The 23,276-nt window shown below is 58.8% G+C and carries 25 protein-coding genes; 11 read left to right on the top strand and 14 right to left on the bottom strand.

The features are described from left to right. A complete protein-coding gene (locus ACR0FB_RS17630; RefSeq protein WP_209835445.1) occupies window positions 1–1,185 on the bottom strand; it encodes a TIGR03862 family flavoprotein in 1,185 nt (394 codons plus the stop codon). A gap of 48 nt (window positions 1,186–1,233) precedes the next feature. Here ACR0FB_RS17630 and ACR0FB_RS17625 point away from each other — a divergent pair, with 48 nt between their 5' ends. Then, entirely contained in the window at window positions 1,234–1,530 is a 297-nt protein-coding gene (locus ACR0FB_RS17625) for an HNH endonuclease (protein ID WP_171637775.1), read from the top strand. On the opposite strand, the gene ACR0FB_RS17620 is transcribed toward ACR0FB_RS17625, so the two are convergent. Genes ACR0FB_RS17620 through ACR0FB_RS17610 form a run of 3 tightly spaced genes read right to left on the bottom strand, consistent with a single transcriptional unit; the run spans window position 1,531 to window position 3,613 of the window. After that, window positions 1,531–2,268: a VOC family protein gene (locus ACR0FB_RS17620; protein ID WP_480621523.1), complete on the bottom strand. Its 738-nt coding sequence runs from the start codon at window positions 2,266–2,268 to the stop codon at window positions 1,531–1,533. Beyond that, the gene (locus ACR0FB_RS17615; protein WP_171637777.1) at window positions 2,265–2,873 is read right to left on the bottom strand and encodes an enoyl-CoA hydratase/isomerase family protein; all 609 of its coding nucleotides are present in this window, start codon (window positions 2,871–2,873) and stop codon (window positions 2,265–2,267) included. The genes ACR0FB_RS17620 and ACR0FB_RS17615 overlap by 4 nt, the downstream gene beginning before the upstream one ends. Then, window positions 2,870–3,613 (bottom strand): SDR family oxidoreductase, encoded by a 744-nt coding sequence (locus ACR0FB_RS17610; RefSeq protein WP_171637778.1) that lies wholly within the window; start codon window positions 3,611–3,613, stop codon window positions 2,870–2,872. The genes ACR0FB_RS17615 and ACR0FB_RS17610 overlap by 4 nt, the downstream gene beginning before the upstream one ends. Window positions 3,614–3,753: 140 nt before the next feature. On the opposite strand from ACR0FB_RS17610, the gene ACR0FB_RS17605 reads away from it, so the two are divergent. From ACR0FB_RS17605 to lpxK, 5 genes are all read left to right on the top strand, one after another. Next, entirely contained in the window at window positions 3,754–5,268 is a 1,515-nt protein-coding gene (locus tag ACR0FB_RS17605) for a DUF2125 domain-containing protein (protein ID WP_480621524.1), read from the top strand. A gap of 172 nt (window positions 5,269–5,440) precedes the next feature. Continuing rightward, window positions 5,441–6,787, top strand: a complete 1,347-nt coding sequence (locus tag ACR0FB_RS17600) for a TldD/PmbA family protein (protein ID WP_480621525.1) — start codon at window positions 5,441–5,443, stop codon at window positions 6,785–6,787. Then, the gene (locus ACR0FB_RS17595) at window positions 6,774–7,574 is read left to right on the top strand and encodes an inositol monophosphatase family protein (RefSeq protein WP_171724904.1); all 801 of its coding nucleotides are present in this window, start codon (window positions 6,774–6,776) and stop codon (window positions 7,572–7,574) included. The genes ACR0FB_RS17600 and ACR0FB_RS17595 overlap by 14 nt, the downstream gene beginning before the upstream one ends. After that, window positions 7,571–8,809 carry a 3-deoxy-D-manno-octulosonic acid transferase gene (locus tag ACR0FB_RS17590; RefSeq protein ID WP_480486480.1) on the top strand — a complete coding sequence of 413 codons (1,239 nt, stop codon included), beginning with the start codon at window positions 7,571–7,573 and terminating at the stop codon, window positions 8,807–8,809. The genes ACR0FB_RS17595 and ACR0FB_RS17590 overlap by 4 nt, the downstream gene beginning before the upstream one ends. Next, window positions 8,796–9,797 carry a tetraacyldisaccharide 4'-kinase gene (gene lpxK / locus ACR0FB_RS17585; RefSeq protein WP_171637784.1) on the top strand — a complete coding sequence of 334 codons (1,002 nt, stop codon included), beginning with the start codon at window positions 8,796–8,798 and terminating at the stop codon, window positions 9,795–9,797. The genes ACR0FB_RS17590 and lpxK overlap by 14 nt, the downstream gene beginning before the upstream one ends. A 39-nt stretch (window positions 9,798–9,836) precedes the next feature. Here lpxK and ACR0FB_RS17580 read toward each other — a convergent pair whose 3' ends face one another. Continuing rightward, complete coding sequence (locus tag ACR0FB_RS17580; RefSeq protein WP_480621526.1) at window positions 9,837–10,499, bottom strand: DsbA family protein; 663 nt, start codon at window positions 10,497–10,499, stop codon at window positions 9,837–9,839. Window positions 10,500–10,512: 13 nt separating this feature from the next. Next, window positions 10,513–11,019 (bottom strand): DUF721 domain-containing protein, encoded by a 507-nt coding sequence (locus ACR0FB_RS17575; protein ID WP_171230586.1) that lies wholly within the window; start codon window positions 11,017–11,019, stop codon window positions 10,513–10,515. A gap of 81 nt (window positions 11,020–11,100) precedes the next feature. Here ACR0FB_RS17575 and mutY point away from each other — a divergent pair, with 81 nt between their 5' ends. Both mutY and ACR0FB_RS17565 read left to right on the top strand, forming a co-directional pair. Then, window positions 11,101–12,156 (top strand): A/G-specific adenine glycosylase, encoded by a 1,056-nt coding sequence (gene mutY, locus ACR0FB_RS17570; RefSeq protein ID WP_480621527.1) that lies wholly within the window; start codon window positions 11,101–11,103, stop codon window positions 12,154–12,156. 61 nt (window positions 12,157–12,217) lie between these two features. Beyond that, window positions 12,218–13,354, top strand: coding sequence for an alkane 1-monooxygenase (locus ACR0FB_RS17565; RefSeq protein WP_480621528.1), 1,137 nt, complete (start codon window positions 12,218–12,220; stop codon window positions 13,352–13,354). A 79-nt stretch (window positions 13,355–13,433) separates the two neighbouring features. On the opposite strand, the gene ACR0FB_RS17560 is transcribed toward ACR0FB_RS17565, so the two are convergent. The 4 genes from ACR0FB_RS17560 to ACR0FB_RS17545 all read right to left on the bottom strand — a co-directional run bounded on the left by ACR0FB_RS17560 (window position 13,434) and on the right by ACR0FB_RS17545 (window position 17,351). Beyond that, on the bottom strand, window positions 13,434–14,816 hold the full coding sequence (locus tag ACR0FB_RS17560; protein ID WP_171637795.1) for an adenylate/guanylate cyclase domain-containing protein: 1,383 nt from the start codon (window positions 14,814–14,816) through the stop codon (window positions 13,434–13,436). A gap of 140 nt (window positions 14,817–14,956) precedes the next feature. Then, entirely contained in the window at window positions 14,957–16,057 is a 1,101-nt protein-coding gene (locus tag ACR0FB_RS17555) for a site-specific DNA-methyltransferase (RefSeq protein ID WP_170427508.1), read from the bottom strand. Between the two features lie 107 nt (window positions 16,058–16,164). Beyond that, entirely contained in the window at window positions 16,165–16,782 is a 618-nt protein-coding gene (locus ACR0FB_RS17550) for a ribonuclease HII (protein ID WP_171637799.1), read from the bottom strand. A 110-nt stretch (window positions 16,783–16,892) separates the two neighbouring features. Further along, window positions 16,893–17,351, bottom strand: a complete 459-nt coding sequence (locus ACR0FB_RS17545) for a hypothetical protein (RefSeq protein ID WP_480486472.1) — start codon at window positions 17,349–17,351, stop codon at window positions 16,893–16,895. Between the two features lie 176 nt (window positions 17,352–17,527). Here ACR0FB_RS17545 and ACR0FB_RS17540 point away from each other — a divergent pair, with 176 nt between their 5' ends. The 3 genes from ACR0FB_RS17540 (at window position 17,528) to ACR0FB_RS17530 (ending at window position 20,169) form a co-directional block, all read left to right on the top strand. Continuing rightward, window positions 17,528–17,815: a hypothetical protein gene (locus ACR0FB_RS17540; protein WP_171637803.1), complete on the top strand. Its 288-nt coding sequence runs from the start codon at window positions 17,528–17,530 to the stop codon at window positions 17,813–17,815. Beyond that, window positions 17,787–18,488, top strand: a complete 702-nt coding sequence (locus ACR0FB_RS17535) for a winged helix-turn-helix domain-containing protein (protein WP_171637805.1) — start codon at window positions 17,787–17,789, stop codon at window positions 18,486–18,488. Before ACR0FB_RS17540 ends, ACR0FB_RS17535 begins: the two co-directional genes overlap by 29 nt. A gap of 106 nt (window positions 18,489–18,594) precedes the next feature. Continuing rightward, window positions 18,595–20,169 (top strand): DUF427 domain-containing protein, encoded by a 1,575-nt coding sequence (locus tag ACR0FB_RS17530; protein WP_480492447.1) that lies wholly within the window; start codon window positions 18,595–18,597, stop codon window positions 20,167–20,169. A gap of 101 nt (window positions 20,170–20,270) precedes the next feature. Here ACR0FB_RS17530 and ACR0FB_RS17525 read toward each other — a convergent pair whose 3' ends face one another. From ACR0FB_RS17525 to ACR0FB_RS17510, 4 genes are all read right to left on the bottom strand, one after another. Next, window positions 20,271–21,065: a DUF1217 domain-containing protein gene (locus ACR0FB_RS17525; protein WP_480621529.1), complete on the bottom strand. Its 795-nt coding sequence runs from the start codon at window positions 21,063–21,065 to the stop codon at window positions 20,271–20,273. Then, the gene (flbT, locus tag ACR0FB_RS17520) at window positions 21,062–21,463 is read right to left on the bottom strand and encodes a flagellar biosynthesis repressor FlbT (RefSeq protein WP_480486466.1); all 402 of its coding nucleotides are present in this window, start codon (window positions 21,461–21,463) and stop codon (window positions 21,062–21,064) included. Before flbT ends, ACR0FB_RS17525 begins: the two co-directional genes overlap by 4 nt. Continuing rightward, a complete protein-coding gene (gene flaF / locus ACR0FB_RS17515) occupies window positions 21,463–21,837 on the bottom strand; it encodes a flagellar biosynthesis regulator FlaF (RefSeq protein ID WP_171637813.1) in 375 nt (124 codons plus the stop codon). The genes flbT and flaF overlap by 1 nt, the downstream gene beginning before the upstream one ends. Window positions 21,838–21,914: 77 nt before the next feature. Beyond that, complete coding sequence (locus ACR0FB_RS17510) at window positions 21,915–23,126, bottom strand: flagellin N-terminal helical domain-containing protein (RefSeq protein ID WP_171724893.1); 1,212 nt, start codon at window positions 23,124–23,126, stop codon at window positions 21,915–21,917. Between the last annotated feature and the right edge of the window lie 150 nt (window positions 23,127–23,276).

Below are 23,276 nucleotides of genomic sequence, written 5' to 3'. Positions count from 1 at the left end.
TCACTCAGCCTTTTCCAGCCAGTCGGCGGCAGACCGACCGGCCCAGCGCCCGGTCGCAAGGCAAGCCGTGAGCAGATAGCCCCCGGTCGGGGCCTCCCAGTCCAGCATTTCCCCAGCGCAGAACACACCCGGCAGGGCCGTCAGCATCAGCCCGTCATCCAGCGCTGCCTGTTTGACACCACCTGCGGTCGAAATGGCTTCGTCCATCGGGCGAAGGCCGACATGCCGGACAGGCAGCTTTTTCAACATGCTCACTTGCACGGATTGAGGGTGGCCACCGCGTTTTGCCATTTCATGAAACAGGGCGATTTTCTGAGCAGACAGGTTCAGCGATTTCCTCATCCACTGGGACAGCGTTGTTTTCGACCGTTTCGCGGACAACCGCGCCAGCAGAGCCTGTTGGTCCAGATCAGGCGTCAGATCAGCAAACAACGGTGTCCCCGCGCGCAAAGCCGGTGTCAGCTTATACAGCCCTCCGCCTTCCAGACCGGTTCTGGAAATCGCAGCCTCTCCTCGGCTCTCCAAATCGCCTGCCATCCATCGGATCGATTTCAATGCGGCCCCGAAATGGGGCTGCATATGTGGGCTCCAATCAACGGAAATGGCTGAGTTTGCGGGTTCAAAGGGTGCCAAAGCCACGTCTTTTCCGGCCAATATCTGCGCCCAGTGACCGTCCGAGCCAAGGCGGGCCCAGCTTGCACCGCCCAGTGCCAGCACGGTGACATCCGTCGAAACACTGCGCCGCCCGTCCGGAGTGTCAAACACCGGCGCATCACCGTCCCAGCCTGTCCAACGCCAGCGGGTCCTGATTTCGACCCCGGCCTTGCCCAATCGTGCCAACCAGGCCCGCAATAAGGGCGAGGCCTTCATTGCTTGGGGAAACACGCGCCCCGTCGAGCCGACAAACAGCGTCTGCCCCAACCCGCGCGCCCAGTGCTGAACAGCTTCGGCATCAAAGTCAGACATGATCGGACGCAACCAATCTGCCGCTTCACCATAGGCGCGGATCAGGTCATCACGCGGCTCGTCCTTGGTCAGGTTCAGCCCCGATTTCCCGGCCATCAGGAACTTGCGCGCGACCGAAGGTTTGGCCTCGGCCACCAACACGGAATGCCCGGCTGCGGCGAGCTGTTCGGCCGCCATCAACCCGGCGGGGCCTGCTCCGATCACCACTGCCTGCGCCATTCGCACCCTCTTGCCTTCGCCCGTCACAGGCGCAAGTTTCACATCATCATGACGAACAGCGATCCAATCTGCCCGCTTTGCGACCGCCCGATCCCCGACGGGGGTGGCAGCCTGCATCATCTGATCCCAAAACTCAAAGGAGGCAAGGGCGGACCTACCGTTCTGCTGCATCAGATCTGCCACAAAGAGGTGCACGCCACCCTGACCGAAGCCGAACTGGCACGCAGTTTCAACACGGTCGAGGCCCTGCGTGCGCATCCAAGGCTCGAGAAATTTCTGACTTGGGTTCGCAAACGCCCACCCGGATTTCGTTCGAAAGTTCCGGGCAAGCGGCGCGGGCGCTGATCAACCTGGCAGGATCTGGTCCCCGACAATATCTGTAAGAGGTTCGGACAGGCCTTCGATCTCGATACCCCGAAAGTCCGGTACATGGGCGAATAGTGCGCCCGCAACATGTTGGAATTCCAACGTCGTATAGGCGCGTTTCCACAGCCATTCGCGGTTTTCAACAGCCCAAAGATCAGGATTGGGCGGGGTTTCGTCCGTAAAAGCATAAAAATGCAGGTCAAAGCCGTAAGGGGCGACCTCCTGCATCGACAACAACGACATGCCCTGGGCGCGCCAGAACGCGTCTTCGGCGGCAATATCGCCGGTTCGAAGGGTAATCTGACCGATCCGAGCCTGCGCAAAAGGCGCGTCAGGGTCCGCTGCATGCGGCGGTCGGTTGCCTTCGAAATCATGTTGCAGCAGCTCGATGACGAACCCTTCGGGATCCGCAAGATGGCACATGTAGCCGATGTCCAGAAACTGATTCGGCGTGCTCACTGGAACGTCAAACCTGCGCAGATGAGCCGCAGCAAGATCGACATCCGGCACGGTGATTCCTATCTTCCAGTAGCGCTGCCCCTTGTCATGGGTGTACCCTCCTCCACCCGGCAGCAACAAAATATCTGCGTCTGCACCGTCATAGCCGACACGGTGGCCGGTTTCTGTTCGGCCAACGGACATGCCCAGAATGTCGCGATAAAACGCGGCCAGCCGATCCGGGTCAGCGACCCGCAGGCGCAGTGCAGACAACCTCATGAACACAACCTTGCGATTCCCGCCGCGATCTCGGGGTCGGCGTTCACGCTGTCGGCAACCAGATCGCGTGCGGTTTGCATCAGGTGATCGGGATCGACAATCCGGTCCACCAGGCCAAATTCATACGCCTCTTGCGCGGTGATCTTCTGACCCGCCATAAAGATCAACTTGGCCCTTGCCGGTCCGACCAGAGCCGCCAGCCGCGCGGGGTCGGACGGTTGTGGCAGAAACCCCAGCTTCATCACCGGATAGAAGAACTTGGCCGACGGCACGGCAATGCGCAGATCGCAGGCCAGTGCCATACCGTTGGCCCCGCCTGCCAAAGTGCCGTTCAGTGCGGCAACGGTCAGACAGGGCAACGCAGCAATGGCGCCGGACAGCCTTTCCCAGACATCCGATTTGGCCAGACCGGCGCGCGCTTCGTCCAGATCTGCCCCGGCGCTGAACACTTTGCCCGCGCCCGTCAGGATCAACGCCTTGGCCTCTGTCGCGGATTCGGCGATCTCGGCCAGTTCCGCCAGCATGGCCCCCGTCAGGGCGTTCGCCTTGCCGGGATTGTTGATCGTGACGGTCCACAGGCCACCTTCTTTGGTCAAATCGATCATATCAGCCCGGCCCGTTTGCGAATGTCTTCAAGCCGCAGCGAAATTTCAGTGCCAAGAAACTCATCGGCATCATCCGAGCACATCCACAACAGCGCCCGTGCGGGCCAGTCCGCAGGGATATGCACATCCCAGTCCAGCTGACTGACGGGATTAATGCCGCTGGCCTTGATCGACCGCTGCATATCGGTGGCCACCGTCCCCGGTGACAGGCCCATGGCGCGAATACCATTATGGGCTTCTTCTAGATGCAGACATTCCGTGAGCATCTTGGCCCCGGCCTTCGAGGCGCAATAATGGCTCCAGGCTTCGACCGGGTTCGACGCTGCACCGGACGAGATCGTCAGAATGCTCCCTCCTCCCGCAGCCCGCATCACCGGCAACGCCGCGCGCATCCCGTAGAAAATACCTTTCAGGTTGATGTCGATGGCCTTGCTCCACGCCTCGGTGTCAGCATTCGAGAGATGAAAGATCGGATCGATCACACCCGCGTTGCCGATCAGAACATCCAACCCACCGAACCGGTCCACGCATGTGGCCACGGCTTGTTCCACCTGCGCGAAATCGCTGACGTCACAGGCCAATGCGATGGCCTTATCGCCCAATGCGGCCGCCAGAGCGTCAATCTGATCCTGACTGCGAGCCACCAATGCGACATTGGCGCCGGCTGCGGCAAAAACGCGCCCTGCCTCGGCCCCAATTCCTCGGCTGGCCCCGGTTATGAGAACAGTTTTTCCCTGCATTTGCCCTTCCTCACGCATTGCAATCTCTGTCGGCTACAGCCGTAACGCGTAAACGGGGAAAGGGTCCAGCCCTTGCCCCCTTGACGATACCCGCCACAAAACCGACCATGCGCCACAAATTGATCAAGAAGGGTTACCTTATGTCCGTTTTCCTTCGCCGCAGCTGCGGCGCTGCCTTGGCTTATGCCGTTGCCACCCAAGGGGCGTTTGCCGATCTGTCGGCCGATGACGTCTGGTCCGATTGGCAGAGCTATTTCACCTCGATGGGTTACACCGTCACAGGAGACGAAAGCACTTCGGGCGACGTCACCACGATTTCCAACATGACACTTTCAGTGGCCCTTCCCGAAGAGGACGGACAGTTTCAGATGGTCATGCCGGAAATGACATTGACCGAAAATGGTGACGGGACCGTTACCATTGACCTGCCGGAAAGCTTTCCCATGGAAATCACCGGTCAGGCCGAAGACGAAAACTTCGCAGCCACTGTCACCTATTCCCACAGCCAACTGAACATGGTCGTGTCGGGCACACCGGACGACATGACCTATGACTACAAGGCTGACAATCTGGGCGTGAAACTGGATTCGATTGAGGTCGATGGTGAGGCGCTGCCCAATGATGTGTTTGGCATCGATGTCCAAGCAAGCGATCTGTCCGGCAGCTCGCGGATGCAGATCGGCGACAATCGGAACATCAGCCAGACGTTCAACGCAGCCACGTTAACTTATGATCTGAACTTTCAGGATCCTGAAAGCGGCGAAAACGGGTTGATCAACGGTCAACTCGATCAACTGGCATTTGAGGGCAACAACGTCGTCCCGCCGGATTTTGACTTTTCGGACCCAGAAGCCTTTTACAAGGCTGGTTTTTCGTTTGACGGCACCTTCACCTATGCCGCAGGCAGCACGGATCTGAGCGGGACCAGCGAAGGTCAGGCGTTCTCGATGAACAGCACGTCCGAAGGCGGGCGTTTTGCAGCCAGCATCGATGCAGAGCGTATCGTCTATGACATTGACCAGAACAGCACGAAGATGGCCGTTACCACGGCGGGCCTGCCGTTCCCGATCGAACTTTCGATGGCCAAGGCGGGCCTGAACTTCGAATTCCCCATCCAGCAATCGGACGAGGTTCAACCCTTCGGCTTTGGGCTGAACCTGACCGATTTCACCATGTCGGACGTATTGTGGGGCATTTTCGATCCTGCGGGCGCGCTGCCGCGTGATCCGGCGACGATTGCGCTGGATGCGACAGGAACCGCGGAAGTGCTGATGAATATCTTCGATCCTGAAATCGACGTCGAATCCGACGAAGCGCCGGGGGAACTGCACTCGCTGAAGATCAACGAACTGCTGGTTTCGCTGGTTGGTGCCAAACTGACCGGTACCGGTGATTTTGCTTTCGACAACACCAATACCGAAGAGTTTGATGGCCTGCCCAGCCCAAGCGGCGTGGCGAACCTTCGGCTGGTTGGCGCCAACCAGTTGATCGACACTCTGATCGGCATGGGAATCATCTCGGAAGAAGACGCGCTGGGTGCCCGCATGATGATGGGTCTGATGGCAGTTCCGGGCGAAGAGCCGGACACACTGAACTCGAAGATCGAGTTCACCGAAGACGGCCAGATCCTGGCGAATGGTCAGCGTATCAAGTGACAATCAACGGAAAGGGCCGCGCAACATGCGGCCCTTTCTCTGCCCTGCCAACCCTTGCCCAAACCTCTGAAACGGCACGGGTTCACCGCGATACTCAACGCACAATCTGGTCACAGGTCTTGCGAGACGGGCGGTCCAAGGCTAGGTCCTTGGCAATCAACCCGGAGGCCTCATGACCTGCTCACCAGAAGAAATCAGCCATCACTTGCTTGACGTGGCCCGCAAGGCAGGCGCGGACGCGGCGGATGCCATCGTTATCGACGGATCCTCTGTTTCCGTCGAAGTGCGGGGCGGCGCGCTGGAACATGCCGAGCGCTCGGAAGGGACTGATTTGGGATTTCGGGTGTTTCTGGGCAAACGATCCGCCATTGTGTCCAGTTCCGACAGCCGCCCTGAAACCCTGCGCGCCATGGCGGAACGAGCTGTCGCAATGGCCAGGGAGGCCCCCGAAGATCCGTTTTCCGGGCTGGCTGACAAGGACCAGCTGGTCACAGACTGGAACATAGAGTCACTGGAATTATCAGACCCCGCCCCGGCCCCGTCTGCCGAAGCCCTGATGCAGGATGCCCTGACGGCCGAGGCCGCAGCGCTGGCCGTCGCCGGCGTCACCCAGGTGTCGGATGCGGCCGCAAGCTATGGAACCCACCACGTGCATCTGGCCGCGACAAACGGGTTCACCGGCGGGTACGCGCGCAGCAGCCGGTCGGTTTCCTGTGTTGCGATCTCGGGCGAAGGCACGGGGATGGAACGGGACTATGACGGTGACAGCCGGACGTTCCAATCCGACCTGCGCAGCGCGGAAGAAATCGGGCGCACTGCAGGCGAACGCGCCGTGCAACAGGTTGGTGCGCGCAAACCTGAGACGGGAAGTTTTCCGGTGCTCTTCGACGAACGGATCTCGTCCTCGCTCATCGGCCACCTTCTGGCCGCCAGCAATGGCGCGGCGATCGCACGGGGCGCATCTTGGATCAAGGATTGTTTGGGGCAGGACGTTCTGCCTGCGCATCTGTCCCTGATCGAAGACCCGCACCGCCCGCGCATTTCGGGCTCGCGTCCCTTTGATGCCGAGGGTCTGCCGACACGACGCCGGGCAATCGTGGAAAACGGCGTTCTGACCGGCTGGACGCTGGACCTGTCAAGCGGGCGAAAACTGGATATGGCGTCCACGGGAAATGCCGCGCGAGGGGTCTCGGGCCCGCCATCGCCCAGCAACTGGAACCTGAGCCTGACACAAGGTGACCAAAGCCGCGCCGACCTGCTGCGCGATATGGGAACCGGGTTGCTGGTCACATCCATGATCGGTTCAACGATCAACCCCAATACCGGTGACTATTCAAGGGGTGCATCGGGCTTCTGGGTCGAGAATGGCGAGATCACGCATCCGGTCAATGAATGCACCATCGCGGGCAATCTGCGGGACATGCTGCGCCGGATCATCCCGGCGAACGATGCCCGCCCATACCTGTCGCGCGTGGTTCCGTCGCTTCTGATCGAAGGAATGACACTTGCCGGCAACTGATCTGCCCCTGCTGATCGAGGCGGCGCTGGAGGCCGGCAAGATCGCCACGCGCTATTCCGGCACGCAAGCACAGCGCTGGGACAAACCCGATGGCGCCGGCCCAGTGACCGAGGCGGATCTTGCCGTGAACACGATGCTAGAGGAGCGGTTGTGTTCGGCGCGACCGGGCTATGGCTGGCTCAGTGAAGAATCCGAGGATTCCACCGACCGGCTGGACCGCAACAGCACTTTCATCATCGACCCGATCGACGGCACCCGGAGCTTTGCAGAAGGCGCGCGCACCTGGGCACATTCCATAGCCGTCGCCGATAACGGCGTGGTGACGGCGGCGGTCATTTACCTGCCGATGCGGGATTTGCTGTACACGGCGGCCCAAGGTCAGGGCGCGTCTCTCAATGGTAAGACGATCACGACCTCGGACACCGCAGAGCTTTTGCAATCAGAAATTCTGGCCGCCAAGCCAAATCTTGACGCACGGCATTGGCGCAATGCGCAGGCGCCAGAATTCGAACGCGCGTATCGTCCGTCACTTGCCTATCGCATGGCTTTGGTTGCGCAGGGGCGGTTCGACGGCATGCTGACCCTGCGCCCCAGTTGGGAATGGGACATTGCCGCCGGCGACCTGATCATCCGAGAGGCCGGCGGCGTGTGTTCCGACCGTACGGGTCAACGGCTGATCTTCAACAACATGCATCCCAGGTTGAACGGCGTGATCGCCGCCAGCGCCTCGATTCATCAGCAACTGTCGGCACTGCTGGATCCGGCCGGGCCGGGAATTGGAACATGAGCAAACCGCGCTCACTCAGCCTGGCCGCCTACAGGGTGTTGTCATGGGGGTTGCGCAACGGGGTTGCGCCGCAATCCAACCTGCCGCGCCCCAAAGGTGAGTTGCTATGGATCCATGTTGCCACACCGGATCGGCTGCGGGCTGTGACCGACTTCTGCCGTCGGCTGTCGCAGGTCAGGGCCAAGCTGAATTTCCTGCTGACAGCCCCCCCGGATGAGGATCTGTCCAACTGGCCGGACAGCAGGTTCCCTTTGATCAACCTGCCACAGGAACAGAGTGGCGCCGCCCGCGAGTTTATCGAATACTGGCGTCCGAACATGGGGTTGTGGGTCGGTGGCGATCTGATGCCCAACATTGTCACGCGCGCTGACGAACAGGCGATCCCGCTGGTCCTGTTCGACGCCCAATTCAGCGTCACTCTGTCCCGGAACGCCCGTTGGCTGCCGGACATCACACGGGTGACCTTTGACTGTTTCCGCAAGATTCTCACGCCATCCGCCGAGACGGCTCGACAGATCCGCCGCCTCGGAATCCAATCCGGAAAAGTTGCGGAATCACCGCCTTTGCGGATCAGCCCCAACCCTCGGCCCTGGCCAGAAGACGAACTTATCGAGACCACTCATACACTTGCCGGGCGCCCGGTTTGGCTGGCGGCATGGGTTCAGGACAAGGAGTTCATCTCGGTTCTGACAGCCCACCGTCAGGCACTGCGGATGCTGCATCGGCTGGTTCTGGTGTTGCACGTGGCAAACGAGCCGGAAGTCTCGCCGCTGAGACGGCGGCTGGAATCGATGGACCTGCGCTGCGTCAACTGGGATGAAGGGGACATGATTGAAGATACCACGCAGGTCGTCCTGACATCGGACCCCGAAAACCTGGGCCTGTGGCATCGCATGGCACCAGTGACCTTCATGGGCAGTTCACTGGAACGCGGCGCGGGCGGTCAGGATCCGTCCGAAGCAATCGCGCTGGGGTCTGCGATCATGTTCGGACCATATGTGCATCGCCATCAGGAATTCTATTCCAGCCTGCAACAGGTGAACGCCGCCAAAGAGGTTAAAACGGCAACCGAACTGGGCGACGCCGTTGTGCAGCTTCTGGCGCCGGATCAAGCTGCCGACATGGCGTTGGCGGGATGGCAATTGTTGACCGAAGGCGCACCGCAGGCTGACGCCCTGATCGAAATGGTGCAGGATATTCTGGATCAGCGGAGTGCGGATCATGCGGGCACCTGATTTCTGGAATACGACCCCGGACCAACCGGATCTTAGGGCGCGTATGCTGGCACCGTTGGGGCGCCTGTATGCAGCGGCAACCGCCCGTAGGATCGCCTCGGAATCCGGCGAAAAGCCGGGTGTGCCCGTGATCTGTATCGGCAACCTCAATGCTGGTGGAACCGGTAAGACACCAACGGTGATCTGGACCCTTGAACAGCTTCGAGGCGCCTGGCACGAACCACATGTCGTCACGCGGGGGCACGGAGGCTCTTTGGATGGGCCGGTGCAGGTTGATCCGGCCCGGCACACGGCTGCCGAAGTAGGAGACGAGCCGCTGCTTCTGGCGATGTTTGCCGAAGTCTGGGTTGCCAAGGACAGGGCGGCGGGCGCACGGGCCGCCGCAGCGGCGGGCGCCACGGCAATCGTGCTGGATGACGGTTTTCAAAACCCCTCGGTGGCCAAGGATTTCTCGATCATTGTTGTCGATGCTCAACGCGGGTTCGGAAACGGTTTGTGCCTGCCTGCCGGGCCACTGCGGGAACCGGTCGACATCGGATTGAAACGGGCCGACCTTGTGTTGTCTCTGGGCGATGAGGCCGCGCAAATGGCTTTCACCGGTCAGTGGGGCGACAAGTTGTCTGTTCCCCATGTCACCGGAGCAATCGAGCCCCTGCAAACCGGCATGGACTGGACCGGCACACGCGCTTTGGCATTTGCCGGTATCGGCCACCCCGAGAAGTTCTTCAAAACCCTGCGACAGCTGGGCGTAGACCTGGTCCGCGCCGAAGCCCTGGACGACCACCAGCCTCTGACTCAGGCACTGATGGCCCGTCTGGAAAACGAGGCGCGCCAACTGGGTATTCAGATGATAACGACCGAGAAAGACGCCGTACGTCTGCCCCCGGCTTTTCGGAGCAAAGTGATCACTCTGCCGGTTCGTCTGCGAGTGGGCGAAACTGACAAGGTCCGCGACATGCTATTGAATGCAGCACCTGCACCAAAATAGGCCCGGTCGGCCCCTACAGGGCCAACCGGAAAAGGGTTTTTAGCCGCCCAGTTCGTCTTCGATCAGCTTTTTGAAGTCAGCGTAGGACTGGTTGTCGACTTTCTTGCCGTTCACAAGGAACGACGGGGTCGACTGAATACCATCTCGTTCGGCGTTTTCCTGATACCACGCAGCCAATGTCCGCGCCTTGGTACCGTCTTGCAGGCAAGCCTCAAGCTGGTTGCCATCGATGCCGGCCAAACGACCGATCTTGCGCAGCTCATCCACGATCTCGGCCGGACCACCTGCGCGTGTCCATTCTGCCTGCCCTTCATAGATCAGGTCTGTGATACCGAAGAACTTTTCGGGGCCAGCGCAGCGTGCAACCATCGATGCCCAAAGGCCGTAGCGGTCAAAATACACCTCACGATAGGTAAACTTGACCTTGCCGGTGTCGATGAAGTCTTTCTTGAGCTGCTTATACGCGCCTGTGTGGAAGTTTGCGCAGTGCGGGCAGGTATATGATGCATATTCGACGATTTCGACAGGTGCATCCTCAGCGCCCTGCACCATCTCGACGATCGTCGAAGTATCCAGGTCTGCCTCCTGCGCTTCGGCGGCACTGACCAGTGGAATGGTGACATTGGTGTTCGACCCTGTCAGCCAATAGCCGCCAGCGGCCACGGCGACGGCCGCACAGATTACGGTTGCAATACGGCTCATTTTCAGCCCTTTCTCAGCGTTTCTGTTTGGATAAAACGTTGCGCCCGAGACGTTCAAGAGCCGCGCGCAAATCTTCATCATGTACATCGCGTGACATTTTGTCGGCCTCGGCGGCAATGTCAGGCGCAATCTGGGGTTTGGCTTGCTTCGGCTTGTGGTCGAAACTGGCCTGCCCCTCGGCAAATCCGGTCGGAGCGGTCTGGGTGATACGGACACGGCTGATGGCGTTGTAGCCATAGACCGCGTTTACCTTGCCGCGCAGCTGTTCCTTCTGCATTTCCAGCATCGGAGCCTGTGGCCCGGTCGTTAACACAGTTAGGGTGGCACCAAATCCGCCCTTGCCATAACCCACTTTGACCGGGCGCGCGATGGCGGCGGTTTCCTGGCCGACAATCTCGGCCCAGTGGGTCAAAAGCCGCGACACGGCAAACCCCCGGCTTTCCCCGGCGCGCCGGATCTGATCGTTCAGCAAGGATGCGGTGCGTTTGAACCCGCGGGTCGAAGAACGTCTGCGTTGCATCTGGTTTCCTGCTCCTACACCTCTATTGTACTGGGCAGGCCACCATGTGCCAGCGAAACCCGACCGGGAGTTGAATAAAACTTGCGTGACTCTGCTGAATTCACCGTCAGTGATGCGTTGCTGGAATGGTACGACCGGCACGCCCGCGAAATGCCATGGCGCATCGGTCCGGCAGATCGCGCCGCCGGGATGCGCCCCGACCCCTATCGGGTCTGGCTGTCCGAAGTGATGTTGCAGCAGACAACAGTTGCCGCCGTTCGCGACTATTTCCTGCGCTTCACCACCCGATGGCCTACGGTTCAGGCTCTGGCCGCCGCACCGGACGATCAGGTCATGGGGGAATGGGCCGGGCTTGGCTATTACGCCCGCGCCCGCAATCTTTTGAAATGCGCCCGGGCCGTCACGCAAGACTACGATGGCCGGTTTCCCGACAGCGTTGAAGCGCTGCTGAACCTACCCGGCATAGGCCCCTATACCGCCGCTGCGATCTCGGCCATCGCGTTTGATCGGCCTGAAACCGTGCTGGACGGAAACGTCGAGCGTGTCATGGCCCGGCTCCATGACATTCACGATCCGCTGCCCGGCTCCAAACCCCTGCTGAAGGAAAAGGCGTCGACCCTGACCCCGGCCACACGTCCTGGCGATTACGCGCAGGCGGTCATGGATTTGGGGGCAACCATCTGCACGCCAAAGTCGCCGGCATGTGGCATTTGCCCCCTGCGTGACCCCTGTCAGAGCCGCGTCGCAGGCACCCAGGCCGACCTGCCACGAAAAACACCCAAAAAGCCCAAATCCACGCGCTATGGGCACGTGTATGTTGCGCAAAGCGCAGACGGGGCCATGGTGCTGGAACGCCGGCCTGACAAAGGTTTGCTGGGCGGAATGCTGGGCTGGCCCGGATCAGAGTGGAACGATGCCCCGGCCGAACGGCCTCCGTTCCCGGCGAATTGGAAGATGTTGCCGGGCGAAGTCCGCCATACATTTACGCATTTCCACCTGATTTTGCGGATCTGGACCACGGATGCCGCCGATCACGACGTACCCGAACATCTGACAGTTGTAGACAAACACAGCTTCAGGCCCGGCGACCTGCCAACCGTGATGCGCAAGGCCTATGATCTTTGGCGAGGACAATAAGTCCGCTGTGCAAATCTTCGGGCCATGGCTAGGATATCTCCGTAAAGTCGGAGCAGAAAAGATGATCGCAACAGGCACATTGTCCCGCTGGCAATCTGCATCCCCTTTCTGGGTGTCGCTGCTGCTGATTCCGCTGGTCTGGTTTTCAGCTGCCACCGGTGGATGGTCACTGCTGCTGGTTCCTGCCGCAACCTGGTGGGCTTTTGCAGTGCTGGACCGGATCACCGGGCTCAACACGCAAAACGCCGACCCCGATACGCCGGACACGGCGCTGCAATGGTACATATTACTGACAAAACTCTGGGCCCCGATCCAGTTCGTCACCCTTTTTGGTCTGATCTGGTACGCAACCCACGGCACCCATCTGTCAACGCTTGAGAAAATCGGCCTCTTTTTTGGCATGGGCGTCATTTCGGGCACGATTGGGATCAATTACAGCCACGAGTTGATGCACCAGAAAAGCCATATGGAACGCTGGCTGGGGGACATCCTTCTTGCCATGGTGCTGTATTCTCATTTTCGGTCCGAGCACCTGTTGGTCCATCACCGCCATGTTGGCACCCCACGCGATCCGGTAACGGCGCGCTACAACGAAGGTTTCCATCGCTTCTATCCCCGCGTTCTGTGGCAATGCTGGGTTTCGGCCTTCAACGCCGAGCGCAACAAGCTGGCCCGCATCGGCAGACCGTGGACAGATCGTTCAAACCCGTTCTGGCGGTACTGGGCGTTGCAAGGTGGGATGCTGGCACTGGCCGGCCTGATCGGAGGATGGTCCGGCGTGGCGTTGTTTCTGCTTCAGGCTGGTGTCGCGATCTGGCAGCTCGAGCTGGTCAATTACGTCGAACATTACGGCCTGACCCGAAAACACCTGGGCGACGGACGGTACGAGCATGTCCTGCCACGCCATTCCTGGAATGCCTCGCAGAAAGCTTCGAACTGGTTGCTGATCAATCTTCAGCGCCATTCGGACCACCATTACAAACCCAATCGCCGGTTTCCGCTGCTGCAACATCACGCGTCGGACGCAGCCCCACAATTGCCCTATGGCTATCCCGTCATGACCGTGTTCGCTATGATCCCTCCGCTTTGGCGGCGGGTCATGAACCCGCGCGTTCGCGCGTGGCGACGCCACTATTATCCCGAGATCACCGACTGGCACCCCTACAACAAATCTTTGAACCCCATGCCCAAAGCGTGACCGCAGCGCGCACTGGCGCGCTGCTTGACCCAACTGTCAGCACTGCATCTGCGATCCTGTTCTGACGGGCGGGAGGCCCTCAGCTTTTCATCACCCAGACATCCATCGGCGCCTCGACCCCTCGCACGGTTTGGTCGCGGCAGGCACCAAAACCGGCCATGACCTCCGGCGCCTGCGGGTTTTCTTCCTCAACCCGCAAACGCACGGCATCGCTGACAACGATACGCGCCTTGAAATCACGCGTCAGTGCCTCAAGCTTGGCCGCCACATTGACCGCATCGCCAATCACCGCGAATTCCAACCGGTTGGCGCCGATATCCCCAAGTACGACCGAGCCGTAATGCACCCCAACGCCGACATGGATTTCGGGCTCTCCCACCCTGCGACGTTCCAGATTCCAACGGTCGATCACACCCACCATCGCACGCGCGCAGTCCAGGGCATTGCTCGCGTCCAGGGGCGTCGGCACCGGAGTGCCGAAGGTCGCCATCAAACCGTCGCCCAGATACTTGTCCAAGGTACCGTGGTGCCGGAATACCTCGGTTTCCATACGGGCATGAAACCCGCGCAGAACCTCGATCACTTCATAGGGATCCCGCCCGGCGGCGTATTTGGTGAACCCGACGATATCGATGAACAGAACGGCCACATCTTCTTTGCGGACCTGTTTCAGCGGTTCATCGTTCTGGCTCAGCTCATCCACCACATTGGGCGAGAAATACCGCGACAGGTTGGCCCGTTCACGTTCCAATCCTGCGTTGTTCATCAACAATTGATTGAGACGCCGCATCGAAATGCCCAGCGTTACCGCGACCATTATGAATACGATCACTTGCTGGATACGTTGAGGGACCATGAAACTGTTGGGGTCCAACAGCTCGGCAACATCCGGATAGCCCTGCAAGGCCTCTGCAACCTTTTCGCTGATCCCCGGAATCGGCGTTGCCACCCACGAGGCAACGATCCAACCGATCGTCCACATCAATGCCGTCCACGAACCGATGGCAATGACCGTTCGCCAGGAATAAGCTAGGGTTCCAGCCGCCAGGATGACGAAAAAGTACTGAAAATTGTCGAACCGGTATTGCATGGCCAGAGGGCGAACATCGTCACTGAACGGGTTGGGCACGATCATTCCAAGGGTCATGATCAGCAAATCCACGAAGATCAAAAGAAGCTCGACCCGCGATTGTCCCACCCGACCGGAACGGCGGATCAGCCAACCGTTGGCGCAGATCAGCAGCAGAATGAAGTGATACCAAAGCACCTCCCATTGCGGGTTCAGGAAAACCAGAAGAACCCCGGTCAGCGCCATCGCCACCCAGCGCGCGCGGACGGCCAGTTCCAACCCTTCTCGCTTGTGCCGCTCCAACGCGGCCTCGGTGTATTTGTTGTCCAGATCGAACGTGTCAGGTTCCGTGAAAAACAGACTGCGGCGGGGCTGCGCGGTTGTCTCGGTCATGGCCGTGATCTTTCTTGCAGTGTCAGGGTCAACAACATGCAATCACTGTTGATCCGAAAACAAAAGACCCCGCCGTAGGATCGGCGGGGCAAGGCGTAGTGCCTTGTGTCAGGCCACAGGCACCGGCGGTGTTCTTTGTATCAGTTCATCTCGGCCCGGATCTGCTGGCGCAGAACGTCGATCGGAACCGTTTTGCCGTCACGCTTGAAGCACCAATAGGTCCAGCCATTGCAGGACGGCGCATTTTCCAGATGGGCGCCCACCTGATGGATCGAGCCTTTGACGTTGTCACCGACCAATGTGCCATCGGCCCTGACCTTGGCTTTGTGGCGCTGGTTCATGGAATACAACTCTTCGCCCGGGCGCAGCATGCCACGTTCGACCAATTGCCCGAAGGGCACGCGCGGTTCGGCGCGTTTGCTGGCACTGACTTCCAGAGCCTCACGATCGAACTTGCGGACCTTGGCAATACGCTTCTCGGCCACCTTGCGGTAGCTTTCCTCGCGCTCGATCCCGATGAACTCGCGACCCAGCATTTTGGCGACTGCACCGGTTGTACCTGTGCCAAAGAACGGATCCAAAATCACATCGCCCGGATTGGTCGAGCCAATCAACACGCGGTGCAGCAGCGATTCCGGCTTTTGTGTCGGGTGTGCCTTGTCGCCGTTTTCATCTTTTAGACGCTCATGCCCGGTGCAGATCGGCAGCACCCAATCGCTGCGCATCTGCACGCCTTCGTTCAGAGCCTTTAGCGCCTCATAGTTGAAGGTGTATTTCGCGCCTTCGCGTTTGCTGGCCCAGATCATCGTCTCATGCGCGTTGGTAAAGCGCTTGCCCCGGAAATTCGGCATCGGGTTCGACTTGCGCCAGACCACATCGTTGAGGATCCAATATCCTGCGTCCTGCAAAGCCGAGCCTACACGGAAAATATTGTGGTAAGAACCGATCACCCAGATCGCGCCGTTGGGCTTCAGCAGACGGTGTGCTGCCTTCAACCATTCGCGCGTGAACTGGTCATAGGCACCAAAGCTGGAAAACTGGTCCCAGTGATCATCAACCGCATCCACCTGAGAGTTATCCGGGCGGTGCAACTGGCCTTTCAGCTGTAAGTTATAGGGAGGATCGGCGAAAATCAGGTCAACCGACGCCTCGGGCAGACTGTTCATCACTTCGATGCAGTCACCGGATAGAATCGTGTTTAAAGGGAGCGCTTTTGCGCCCTTTTTGGTGGTCGTTGTCATATCACTGCCTCAAGTATCCACGGCGCTTTTGCGCTCATTTGGTTGAGACAAGGATGAGTCAAAGACGATTCGCCGTCAATTTCTTTTTTGAATCAGCGACTTACGATTTACTCTTGATACAAGATATTGTGCACTGGCTTGAACGAACGTCTATGGTGTGGGGTCACGCCAAGATTTTGCAGCGCTTCCTTGTGTTGTTTTGACGGATAACCGGCGTTGGTTTCCCATCCATATCCCGGATGCTGTTGCGCCAAATCCACCATCACCTGATCGCGCCAGTTTTTCGCAAGGATCGAGGCGGCTGCAATCGACACCGATCGGGCATCCCCCTTCACGACGGCCTGCGACGGGATTTTCAGGCCGCGTGGAATCATATTCCCGTCGATCAGCAGGAAATCGGGGGCCGGCGACAGTGCCTCAACCGCGCGCAGCATCGCCAGATGCGATGCCCTGAGGATGTTGATCTCGTCAATCTCGGCGACCGAGGCTTCGGCCACGGCAAACTCGGCGCTGTGCCGGATCTCGGCATCCAGGGCGGCCCGACGTCTGGCCGTCAGCTTCTTGGAATCATTCAACCCTTCGGGGATGGCCTGTGGGTTCAGGATCACCGCTGCCGCGACGACCGGGCCGGCCAAGGGGCCGCGCCCGACCTCATCCACGCCCGCGATGCGGCAATGGCCCCGGCCCAGCAGCGCCTGTTCAAGTTCGAAATCTGGTTTTGTCATGCCTTTGGAAAACCGTGTTTCACACAGCGCCGCAAGAAAAAAAGAGAGGGCAGCCCACACCGCCCTCTCTCACACGGCGCTTCTGTGGCGCCGCTCCTGCTCAACCGGTGTTACTGGTAAACGACACGGTATCCTTTCTGGCGCAGGCACGCGGGTTCGTATGCCCGCTTGACCTTTTGCCCATTCCAGAAACCGACTTTGCACTCTTGCGGCAGGCTATTGGCATGTTTGTAGTGCTTCTTGAGGCATTTCGGCCCAAGCAGCGGATGATCCTGTGAATACCCGTTGAATGTGCGCAGGCAGCGCTGGGGCAGATCATAACGCGCCACGCGCGGCGGCAGAGGGCGCACCGGCTGCGGCGTGTAAGGTGCCGGGGTATAGGTTTGGTGGCGAGTCGCCCGATCCTTTTTCTTTTCCTTGTTGTAATAGTGAACCCCGGCCCCGATGATCGCGATGGCGGCCAGCCCGCCAAGAATGTCCTTTGCGTCCGCAGCCCGTGCCTGAGACGCAGACACCCCGGTTATTGCAACCGCGGTCGCAACGATGAATGCGATGAATTTCCTGTGCATGATGCGTGTCCTTCATAGTGTTTGGGCGACCGTGTGACGGAGCGCGTCCTGATTGCCCTGACACTGGGGGCGACCGGCCCAGACAAGCAATAACGGCCCGGTGTTATCGAATATCAGAACCCGCAAACCCCTTGGGTTATTGAATATCGCGGCGACTCGTGCGCAGGATGCGGCCTATGAAACAGATCCTCTCTTCTCTGACCTTTGCGGTCCTGATATCGCTTGGCTCTGCTGCGTCTGCGGCGGATTGCTATGCGGATTACAAGGCAAAGAAAGACAACCCGCTGCGTTTGCATTATGGGGTTATCCAGGTCTCGAACTGCGACAAGGGCCAGGCCCAAGCAGAAATCGCCCAGCGCCTGAGCGCGTCAGGCTGGACCTTGCTTGAAGTGCAGTCCGTTTTCGGGCCGGAAGGGTTGGATCAGAGGAAAGGCAATGCCGGACAATTCTATCTCCGTTTCTGACGCACGCCGGTCGGGGGTCCGTCTGGTTGTGCTGGGCGTCGCAGCCATTATCGCCATTCTGATCACCGCTGCCGTTTTCCTGTTCTGGACCCTGCCGGACGCGAACGCATTCAACGCGCGGGTCGAGCGATTGTTCATCGAGACCGATCTGACCTCGCAAACCGAAATCCGGTTGCTTGAAATTCTGGCTCAGTCCGGCACCGCCTTCGCCGACACCCTGTCCAGCTATCGGATGGTGATCTATGTGCTGCTGGTTTTTGCCTGCGCCATGATGGCCTCGGCATTGGTCTTTCTGGTGATGCTGGTACTGCTGAACCGACGCATGGCGCAGATCGAACGCACCGGCATTCAGGTGACCTCGTTGCTGATCAGCCGCGAGGAAAACACCGTCTACCTCAACAACATGGATTTCAAACTCACGCCTGCCGCCATGGAAACCTTATCGGTTCTGGCTGAATCGCGACTGGATGATGAGGTTTTGTCCGGCGCCCAGATCGAGGCGATGATTTCCGGCCGTAATGAAGCCGATTGCGACGAAGCCGCAGGCGCGACGCGGATCAAACGGTTGCGGGATGCGCTTGGCAATCAGATGGTCAGTGAACTTCTGGTCAAAAACATCGCCAAAAAAGGGTACATGCTGTCCATCGAAAAAGACGTCATACAAATGGTCTGAACCTTGCTGCATGACCGTATGCGTTGGCACTTTTCCCTTCTGCGCCTCTTGGAATGTGGGATGCAAAGCCCCATTCTAGAAAAAACCCAGGCAAGGGAGGTCGCATATGAACGTCCACGCCGCACCAAAAATCAATGGGTATGGAATATCGGTTGAATCGCTGAATGGCACAATTGCCATTTATCGCAATGATGTGCTTTTGGCTGAAAGCACAGATGCCAAGGTGATGTATGAAACGCGCCTGCCGCCCACGATCTATGTTCCCCGCGCGGATGTCTGTGTTGATTTGAGCGAAGAAACAGACCTGCAAACATTCTGCCCGTTCAAAGGCACTGCCACGTATCACGACATCAATCTGGGGTCCGAAAACCTGGCCAATTCTGTCTGGGCCTATGAGGAAGCCCTGCCCGAAAGCGCGGCCATTCAAGGCTGTATCGGCTTTGTGCCCGGCGCCTATACGAAGATCGATCTGGGCGACAACCGCCTTCGCGAACCTGAAGACGGCAACATCAGCGGGCCCCTGATTGATTGGTTGATGCGTGGTGCTTCGACCGCGGCAACGCCCGAAAGCTTTACCGAAGCGCTGGCCGAAAAGATGCTGGAGCATGGCATCGCAATACAAAGGCTGAGCATTCTGGCCTGGTCCCTTCACCCCCTGATCGCGGGAAAGCACTATATCTGGGAAAAAGATGAAGAAGAGATTCTGACCCGGGCTCCGACATACGAAATCTATGATCACCCAGCTTTCATCAACAGCCCCTTGCGGCATGTCTCGAACGGCCTGGGTGGCGTGCGGCAAAGGTTGAATGATGAAAACCCGCATAACAGCTTCCCGATCATGGAGGACCTGCGGGCCAAGGGCGCAACAGATTACGTGGCCATGCCCTTGCCGTTTTCCGACGGGCGCACCAATGTTCTGACGCTGACCTGCGATCACCCGGACGGGTTTACCACCGAAAATCTGGGCCTTGTCTTTGAATGTTCCTCGGTAATCGCCCGTTTCTACGAAGTGTTCATGCAGCGCGAAAACGCGCAGGTCCTGCTGGAAACCTATGTCGGCAAACGCACCGGCGCGCGCGTATTGGGCGGCGAAATCAGGCGGGGTGACGGGGATGAGATCGACGCCGCCATCATGTTCTGCGACCTCCGTAATTCAACGAGCCTGGAAGAGAAGCTGGGCCGGGGCGAGTATATCAATCTGCTGAACGAGTTCTTTGAAACGGTCTCGGGCATTGTTCATGACAACAACGGAGAAGTCCTGAAGTTCATTGGCGACGCTGTGCTTGCCGTCTTCCCGGCAACGGACGAGGATGCCAGTACGGCCCGCACCAATGCCCAGCGCTCGGCGATCAAAATCGTCGAAACTTTGGGAGAGCTGCGAAAAGTAGGTACGGACAGGCATTGCGACTGTTCGATCGGCGTCGCGTATGGGCGTGTCACCTACGGCAATGTGGGATCTCGCGAACGGCTTGATTTCACAGTTATCGGTCAGGCCGCAAACATCGCCGCACGTTTGGGCGAGTTCGGCAAGTCGCAAGGGCACCGCATTGTCGTTTCAGAAGACATCGAACCCGCCTGTTCCAATGCTGTACCGCTGGGAGACGTCAATCTGCACAATGTGTCCCGTCCCGTCAGATCATACGCTTTACGAACCGCAGCCGATGAGATTCTGAACGGTTGAGGCCTGTCGTTTGCAGTTCTGAAGAAACCCGCATTGCCTTGATCAACGTGACGCCCTTGCGATCATGCTTCACCGATCACTTCGATCCGGAGGCGTTCTGCTCAAACGGCCCCCAACAAGATCAATGCGGTCTGCGCCGGCGAGATCGTGTTCTGAAGTTGCGCAATCTGACTTCTGGCCAAATAGGTGTCGGTCAGTTTCTCAACAGACTGTGGGTTCGAAAACTGTGCCAGGTCATCCGAGCCGGTCAGATTGAGCAACCTAGCCTTGAACTCGACCAGTTGTTTGTCAATGTCCAGCTGCGCAAAGGATGACGGCAGTCCAAGTGCCGTTTCCATCATGCTGCGCAAAGGTGGCAGCCCCATAAGATCAAACCACTTTGTGTCTGCGCTTGAGGTCCTGTTGGCAAGATCCGAAAGCTCTCGTTGTGCATAGAGCGAAATTCGCATCGTTTCATCCGACTCGCCAACGGCGATTTCAAACCTGGCCGTCAAATTGGCCTGGGCGATTTGCTCCATGTCGGACGTCCGCGCGGTTTTTCGGACAGCTCCGGGACCAAACCCAAAGGCGTCAGAAAATGCCCGGTATCGCTTGTCGGCCAAACGATTGGACAACGCGTCATCCGCCTGTGTCCCATCCTCGAGGATTTTGCGTATGAAGAACCGGTTGTCCAAATCTCCTTCCAAGCCGAACGCACCCAAAGCGACCTGCAACAACCTGCGATCCGAAACCAGCTCTTCAGCGGATTGGATTTTCCCGATGTTGTCCAGAAAATACTTTGTCTCTCTTTCATTTGCAGCTGACGACGAAAAACTCTGAAACTGACTGTCATAGGTACGTTGCAGGAACCGCCAGCCCACGACTCCGCCGCTTGGGATGACGGGTTGGAATGTCATTGCTGGTAAGTCATCAGCCGCTCTTCGCGCGGCAGAAGCGAGCGAAGCGATTTGAGGCACTTGTAATAATGCTCTGCAACCAGGGCATCCGTGGCTTCGGCCAAGACCCGACGGCTATCTGCATCCGTAAAAACCTGGCTCAGCTCTTCCACGCGGCGCAACAGTTGCTGACGTGCTTGGCAAGGTTCGATGTCCCCTGACAATACAAGCTGCGCGGCATAACAGACGCGGCGCACCGGCGTATTCACCTCATCCGGATGAATCGCGTCCCGCAATCGAAGTACATTTGCCTGGGGCGTCATAATAGAAAACCGGCCGCGGCGATCGCCGTTCTCAATTACGACCCCGTTGATCAGAACCCTTTCTTTCGGGGCAAGCTTTAGGACCAGACCGCTCATCAAGTTGCCCTCATTTGGCGCAACCCGCGCAGTACGGCCGTGTTGATTTCCACCAACGGCTCAACGGTTGCGCCGTCTCCCAGAACGCGGCTGCTGTGTTGTTCGGTGAATTCGGCAAGGTAGAAGATCCTGGCTCTCAGGTCGTTGGGCAGGGCATTCTCGGAATCGGCAACGCCGGTTGCGAGCACCCCCCATAGCCGCCGGTTTTCGTGCACGGCCTGAACAAAACCCGAAAAATCCGTTGCCTTTTGTGCTGTTGCTGCCTTCAGGCGCCGTGTGATCCTTGAAATCGCTTCGTATTCTGTGTCTCGAGGCGTCCGAGTCGGCGCGGTGGTTTGCGCATAAGTTTGATGGGCTAGGGTTTGCGGTGTCACTTGAAATCCTTCCAAAGGGCCGTCATCAGGCAGTCATTGATGGGGCGCGAAGAACGCGCCCCAACCGATTTCGCGAATTAGCGGAACAGCGACAGAATCGACTGCGGTGCCTGATTGGCGATCGAAAGCGACTGTGTTGCCAACTGTTGCTGAACCTGAAGCGCCTGTAGCCGCGCCGAAGTCTCTTCCATGTCCGCGTCGACCAGAGACCCGATACCTGACTTGAACGAGTCGGACAGGTTCGAGATGAACTCTTTCTGAGTTTCGATCCGGCCTTGGGAGGAACCGAAAGCAGCTGATGCATCGATCGAAGTATCGATCAGCGATTCAACGGCGGCCAGGGCAGCGGTCGCACCCGCACCGGTCGATACATCAATGCCGGCCAGCGCGCCAAGACCACCTGCGCCGGCGTTCACGAATTGAGCCGAGAATGAAATGTCAGAGCCCGTACCGTTGGTGATGGACAGGGTTCCTGCTGTACCCGAGTCATAGTCGACGGTCAGACCGGTAATCCCAAGCTCTTCAATCTTCGATTTCAATCCAACGGCAACCAGATCACCGGTTGTTGTCGCGGCGGCGTCTTCGGCAGACACGGTATAGGACACGACCTGATCGTTGATCGCGACGACAACCTTGTCGCCGGCGGCAAATGCACCGCTGGATTCGTCGGTGACCAGCGCGGTCGCAGCAGTCGCGCCGTTGTCGATGGTTGCGCCGACGCGATCGTTGCCTGCCGATGCGCCGGTCGAACCGTCAAAAACCTGCTTGGTGACATAACCGCCGGTTGACAGGTTCTGCCCTGCAACGGTGATCGACGATGCGGTCACGGCCCCGGTATTGTCACGATCCAACGACGCCAGAACCGAAGCGGAACCAGCAGAGCCGTCAACCAGGTTCAGGCCATTGAACTGCGCTGCGCTGACAACGGACGCAATCTGATCTTTCAGAGCAGTCACATCATCATTGATTTTGCCTCGATCAACGTTGTCTTCCTGCGCGGCGACGATCTTGCCTTTCATCTGGGTCAGCAGATCAGTGACGGTTTCTGCGGCATTCCGGGCAACGGCGACGGTCGATTCGCCAAGCGCGAGGCTGTCCTTGATGGCGTTGAAACCTTTGACGTCCGACTCCATCACTTTGGAAATCGCCCATACTGCCGAGTTGTCCTTGGCCGTTGCGACATCCTTGCCGGTCGAGATCGCGTTCTGGGTCATTGCCAGGTTCTTGTTGACCGACTTGAGGGTTTGCAGCGCAACCATCGCGCCATTGTTTGTCAGAATGCTGGACATAGCTTTCATCCTTTTCGTTCGGGCCATTTTGCCCATGTTCACCCCGCACTATTTGCGGGCATTGGTGTCTTTCTGACCTGTGCGACGCGCCGCGTGGCCGTTCGCGCCACCTGTTGATCTCAGGTGCAACACCACTTTTGAACTCGATCC

The sequence above is a fragment of the Ruegeria sp. P10 genome, from assembly GCF_056534925.1.
The sequence above is the reverse complement of the archived record's forward strand: the minus strand, read 5'-3'. Positions and strand labels throughout refer to the sequence as shown.

Excerpts from the sequence above, each read along its gene's own strand:
- ACR0FB_RS17630 (WP_209835445.1), bottom strand. The coding sequence starts at position 1,185 with ATGGCGCAGGCAGTGGTGATCGGAGCAGGCCCCGCCGGGTTGATGGCG.
- ACR0FB_RS17580 (WP_480621526.1), bottom strand. The coding sequence starts at position 10,499 with ATGAGCCGTATTGCAACCGTAATCTGTGCGGCCGTCGCCGTGGCCGCT.
- ACR0FB_RS17540 (WP_171637803.1), top strand. The coding sequence starts at position 17,528 with ATGAAACAGATCCTCTCTTCTCTGACCTTTGCGGTCCTGATATCGCTT.
- ACR0FB_RS17610 (WP_171637778.1), bottom strand. The coding sequence starts at position 3,613 with ATGCAGGGAAAAACTGTTCTCATAACCGGGGCCAGCCGAGGAATTGGG.
- ACR0FB_RS17575 (WP_171230586.1), bottom strand. The coding sequence starts at position 11,019 with ATGCAACGCAGACGTTCTTCGACCCGCGGGTTCAAACGCACCGCATCC.
- ACR0FB_RS17560 (WP_171637795.1), bottom strand. The coding sequence starts at position 14,816 with ATGACCGAGACAACCGCGCAGCCCCGCCGCAGTCTGTTTTTCACGGAA.
- ACR0FB_RS17530 (WP_480492447.1), top strand. The coding sequence starts at position 18,595 with ATGAACGTCCACGCCGCACCAAAAATCAATGGGTATGGAATATCGGTT.
- ACR0FB_RS17545 (WP_480486472.1), bottom strand. The coding sequence starts at position 17,351 with ATGCACAGGAAATTCATCGCATTCATCGTTGCGACCGCGGTTGCAATA.
- ACR0FB_RS17615 (WP_171637777.1), bottom strand. The coding sequence starts at position 2,873 with ATGATCGATTTGACCAAAGAAGGTGGCCTGTGGACCGTCACGATCAAC.
- ACR0FB_RS17510 (WP_171724893.1), bottom strand. The coding sequence starts at position 23,126 with ATGTCCAGCATTCTGACAAACAATGGCGCGATGGTTGCGCTGCAAACC.
- ACR0FB_RS17620 (WP_480621523.1), bottom strand. The coding sequence starts at position 2,268 with ATGAGGTTGTCTGCACTGCGCCTGCGGGTCGCTGACCCGGATCGGCTG.
- ACR0FB_RS17550 (WP_171637799.1), bottom strand. The coding sequence starts at position 16,782 with ATGACAAAACCAGATTTCGAACTTGAACAGGCGCTGCTGGGCCGGGGC.
- ACR0FB_RS17625 (WP_171637775.1), top strand. The coding sequence starts at position 1,234 with ATGACGAACAGCGATCCAATCTGCCCGCTTTGCGACCGCCCGATCCCC.
- ACR0FB_RS17535 (WP_171637805.1), top strand. The coding sequence starts at position 17,787 with ATGCCGGACAATTCTATCTCCGTTTCTGACGCACGCCGGTCGGGGGTC.
- ACR0FB_RS17555 (WP_170427508.1), bottom strand. The coding sequence starts at position 16,057 with ATGACAACGACCACCAAAAAGGGCGCAAAAGCGCTCCCTTTAAACACG.
- ACR0FB_RS17590 (WP_480486480.1), top strand. The coding sequence starts at position 7,571 with ATGAGCAAACCGCGCTCACTCAGCCTGGCCGCCTACAGGGTGTTGTCA.
- ACR0FB_RS17525 (WP_480621529.1), bottom strand. The coding sequence starts at position 21,065 with ATGACATTCCAACCCGTCATCCCAAGCGGCGGAGTCGTGGGCTGGCGG.
- ACR0FB_RS17605 (WP_480621524.1), top strand. The coding sequence starts at position 3,754 with ATGTCCGTTTTCCTTCGCCGCAGCTGCGGCGCTGCCTTGGCTTATGCC.
- flbT (WP_480486466.1), bottom strand. The coding sequence starts at position 21,463 with ATGAGCGGTCTGGTCCTAAAGCTTGCCCCGAAAGAAAGGGTTCTGATC.
- lpxK (WP_171637784.1), top strand. The coding sequence starts at position 8,796 with ATGCGGGCACCTGATTTCTGGAATACGACCCCGGACCAACCGGATCTT.
- ACR0FB_RS17600 (WP_480621525.1), top strand. The coding sequence starts at position 5,441 with ATGACCTGCTCACCAGAAGAAATCAGCCATCACTTGCTTGACGTGGCC.
- ACR0FB_RS17565 (WP_480621528.1), top strand. The coding sequence starts at position 12,218 with ATGATCGCAACAGGCACATTGTCCCGCTGGCAATCTGCATCCCCTTTC.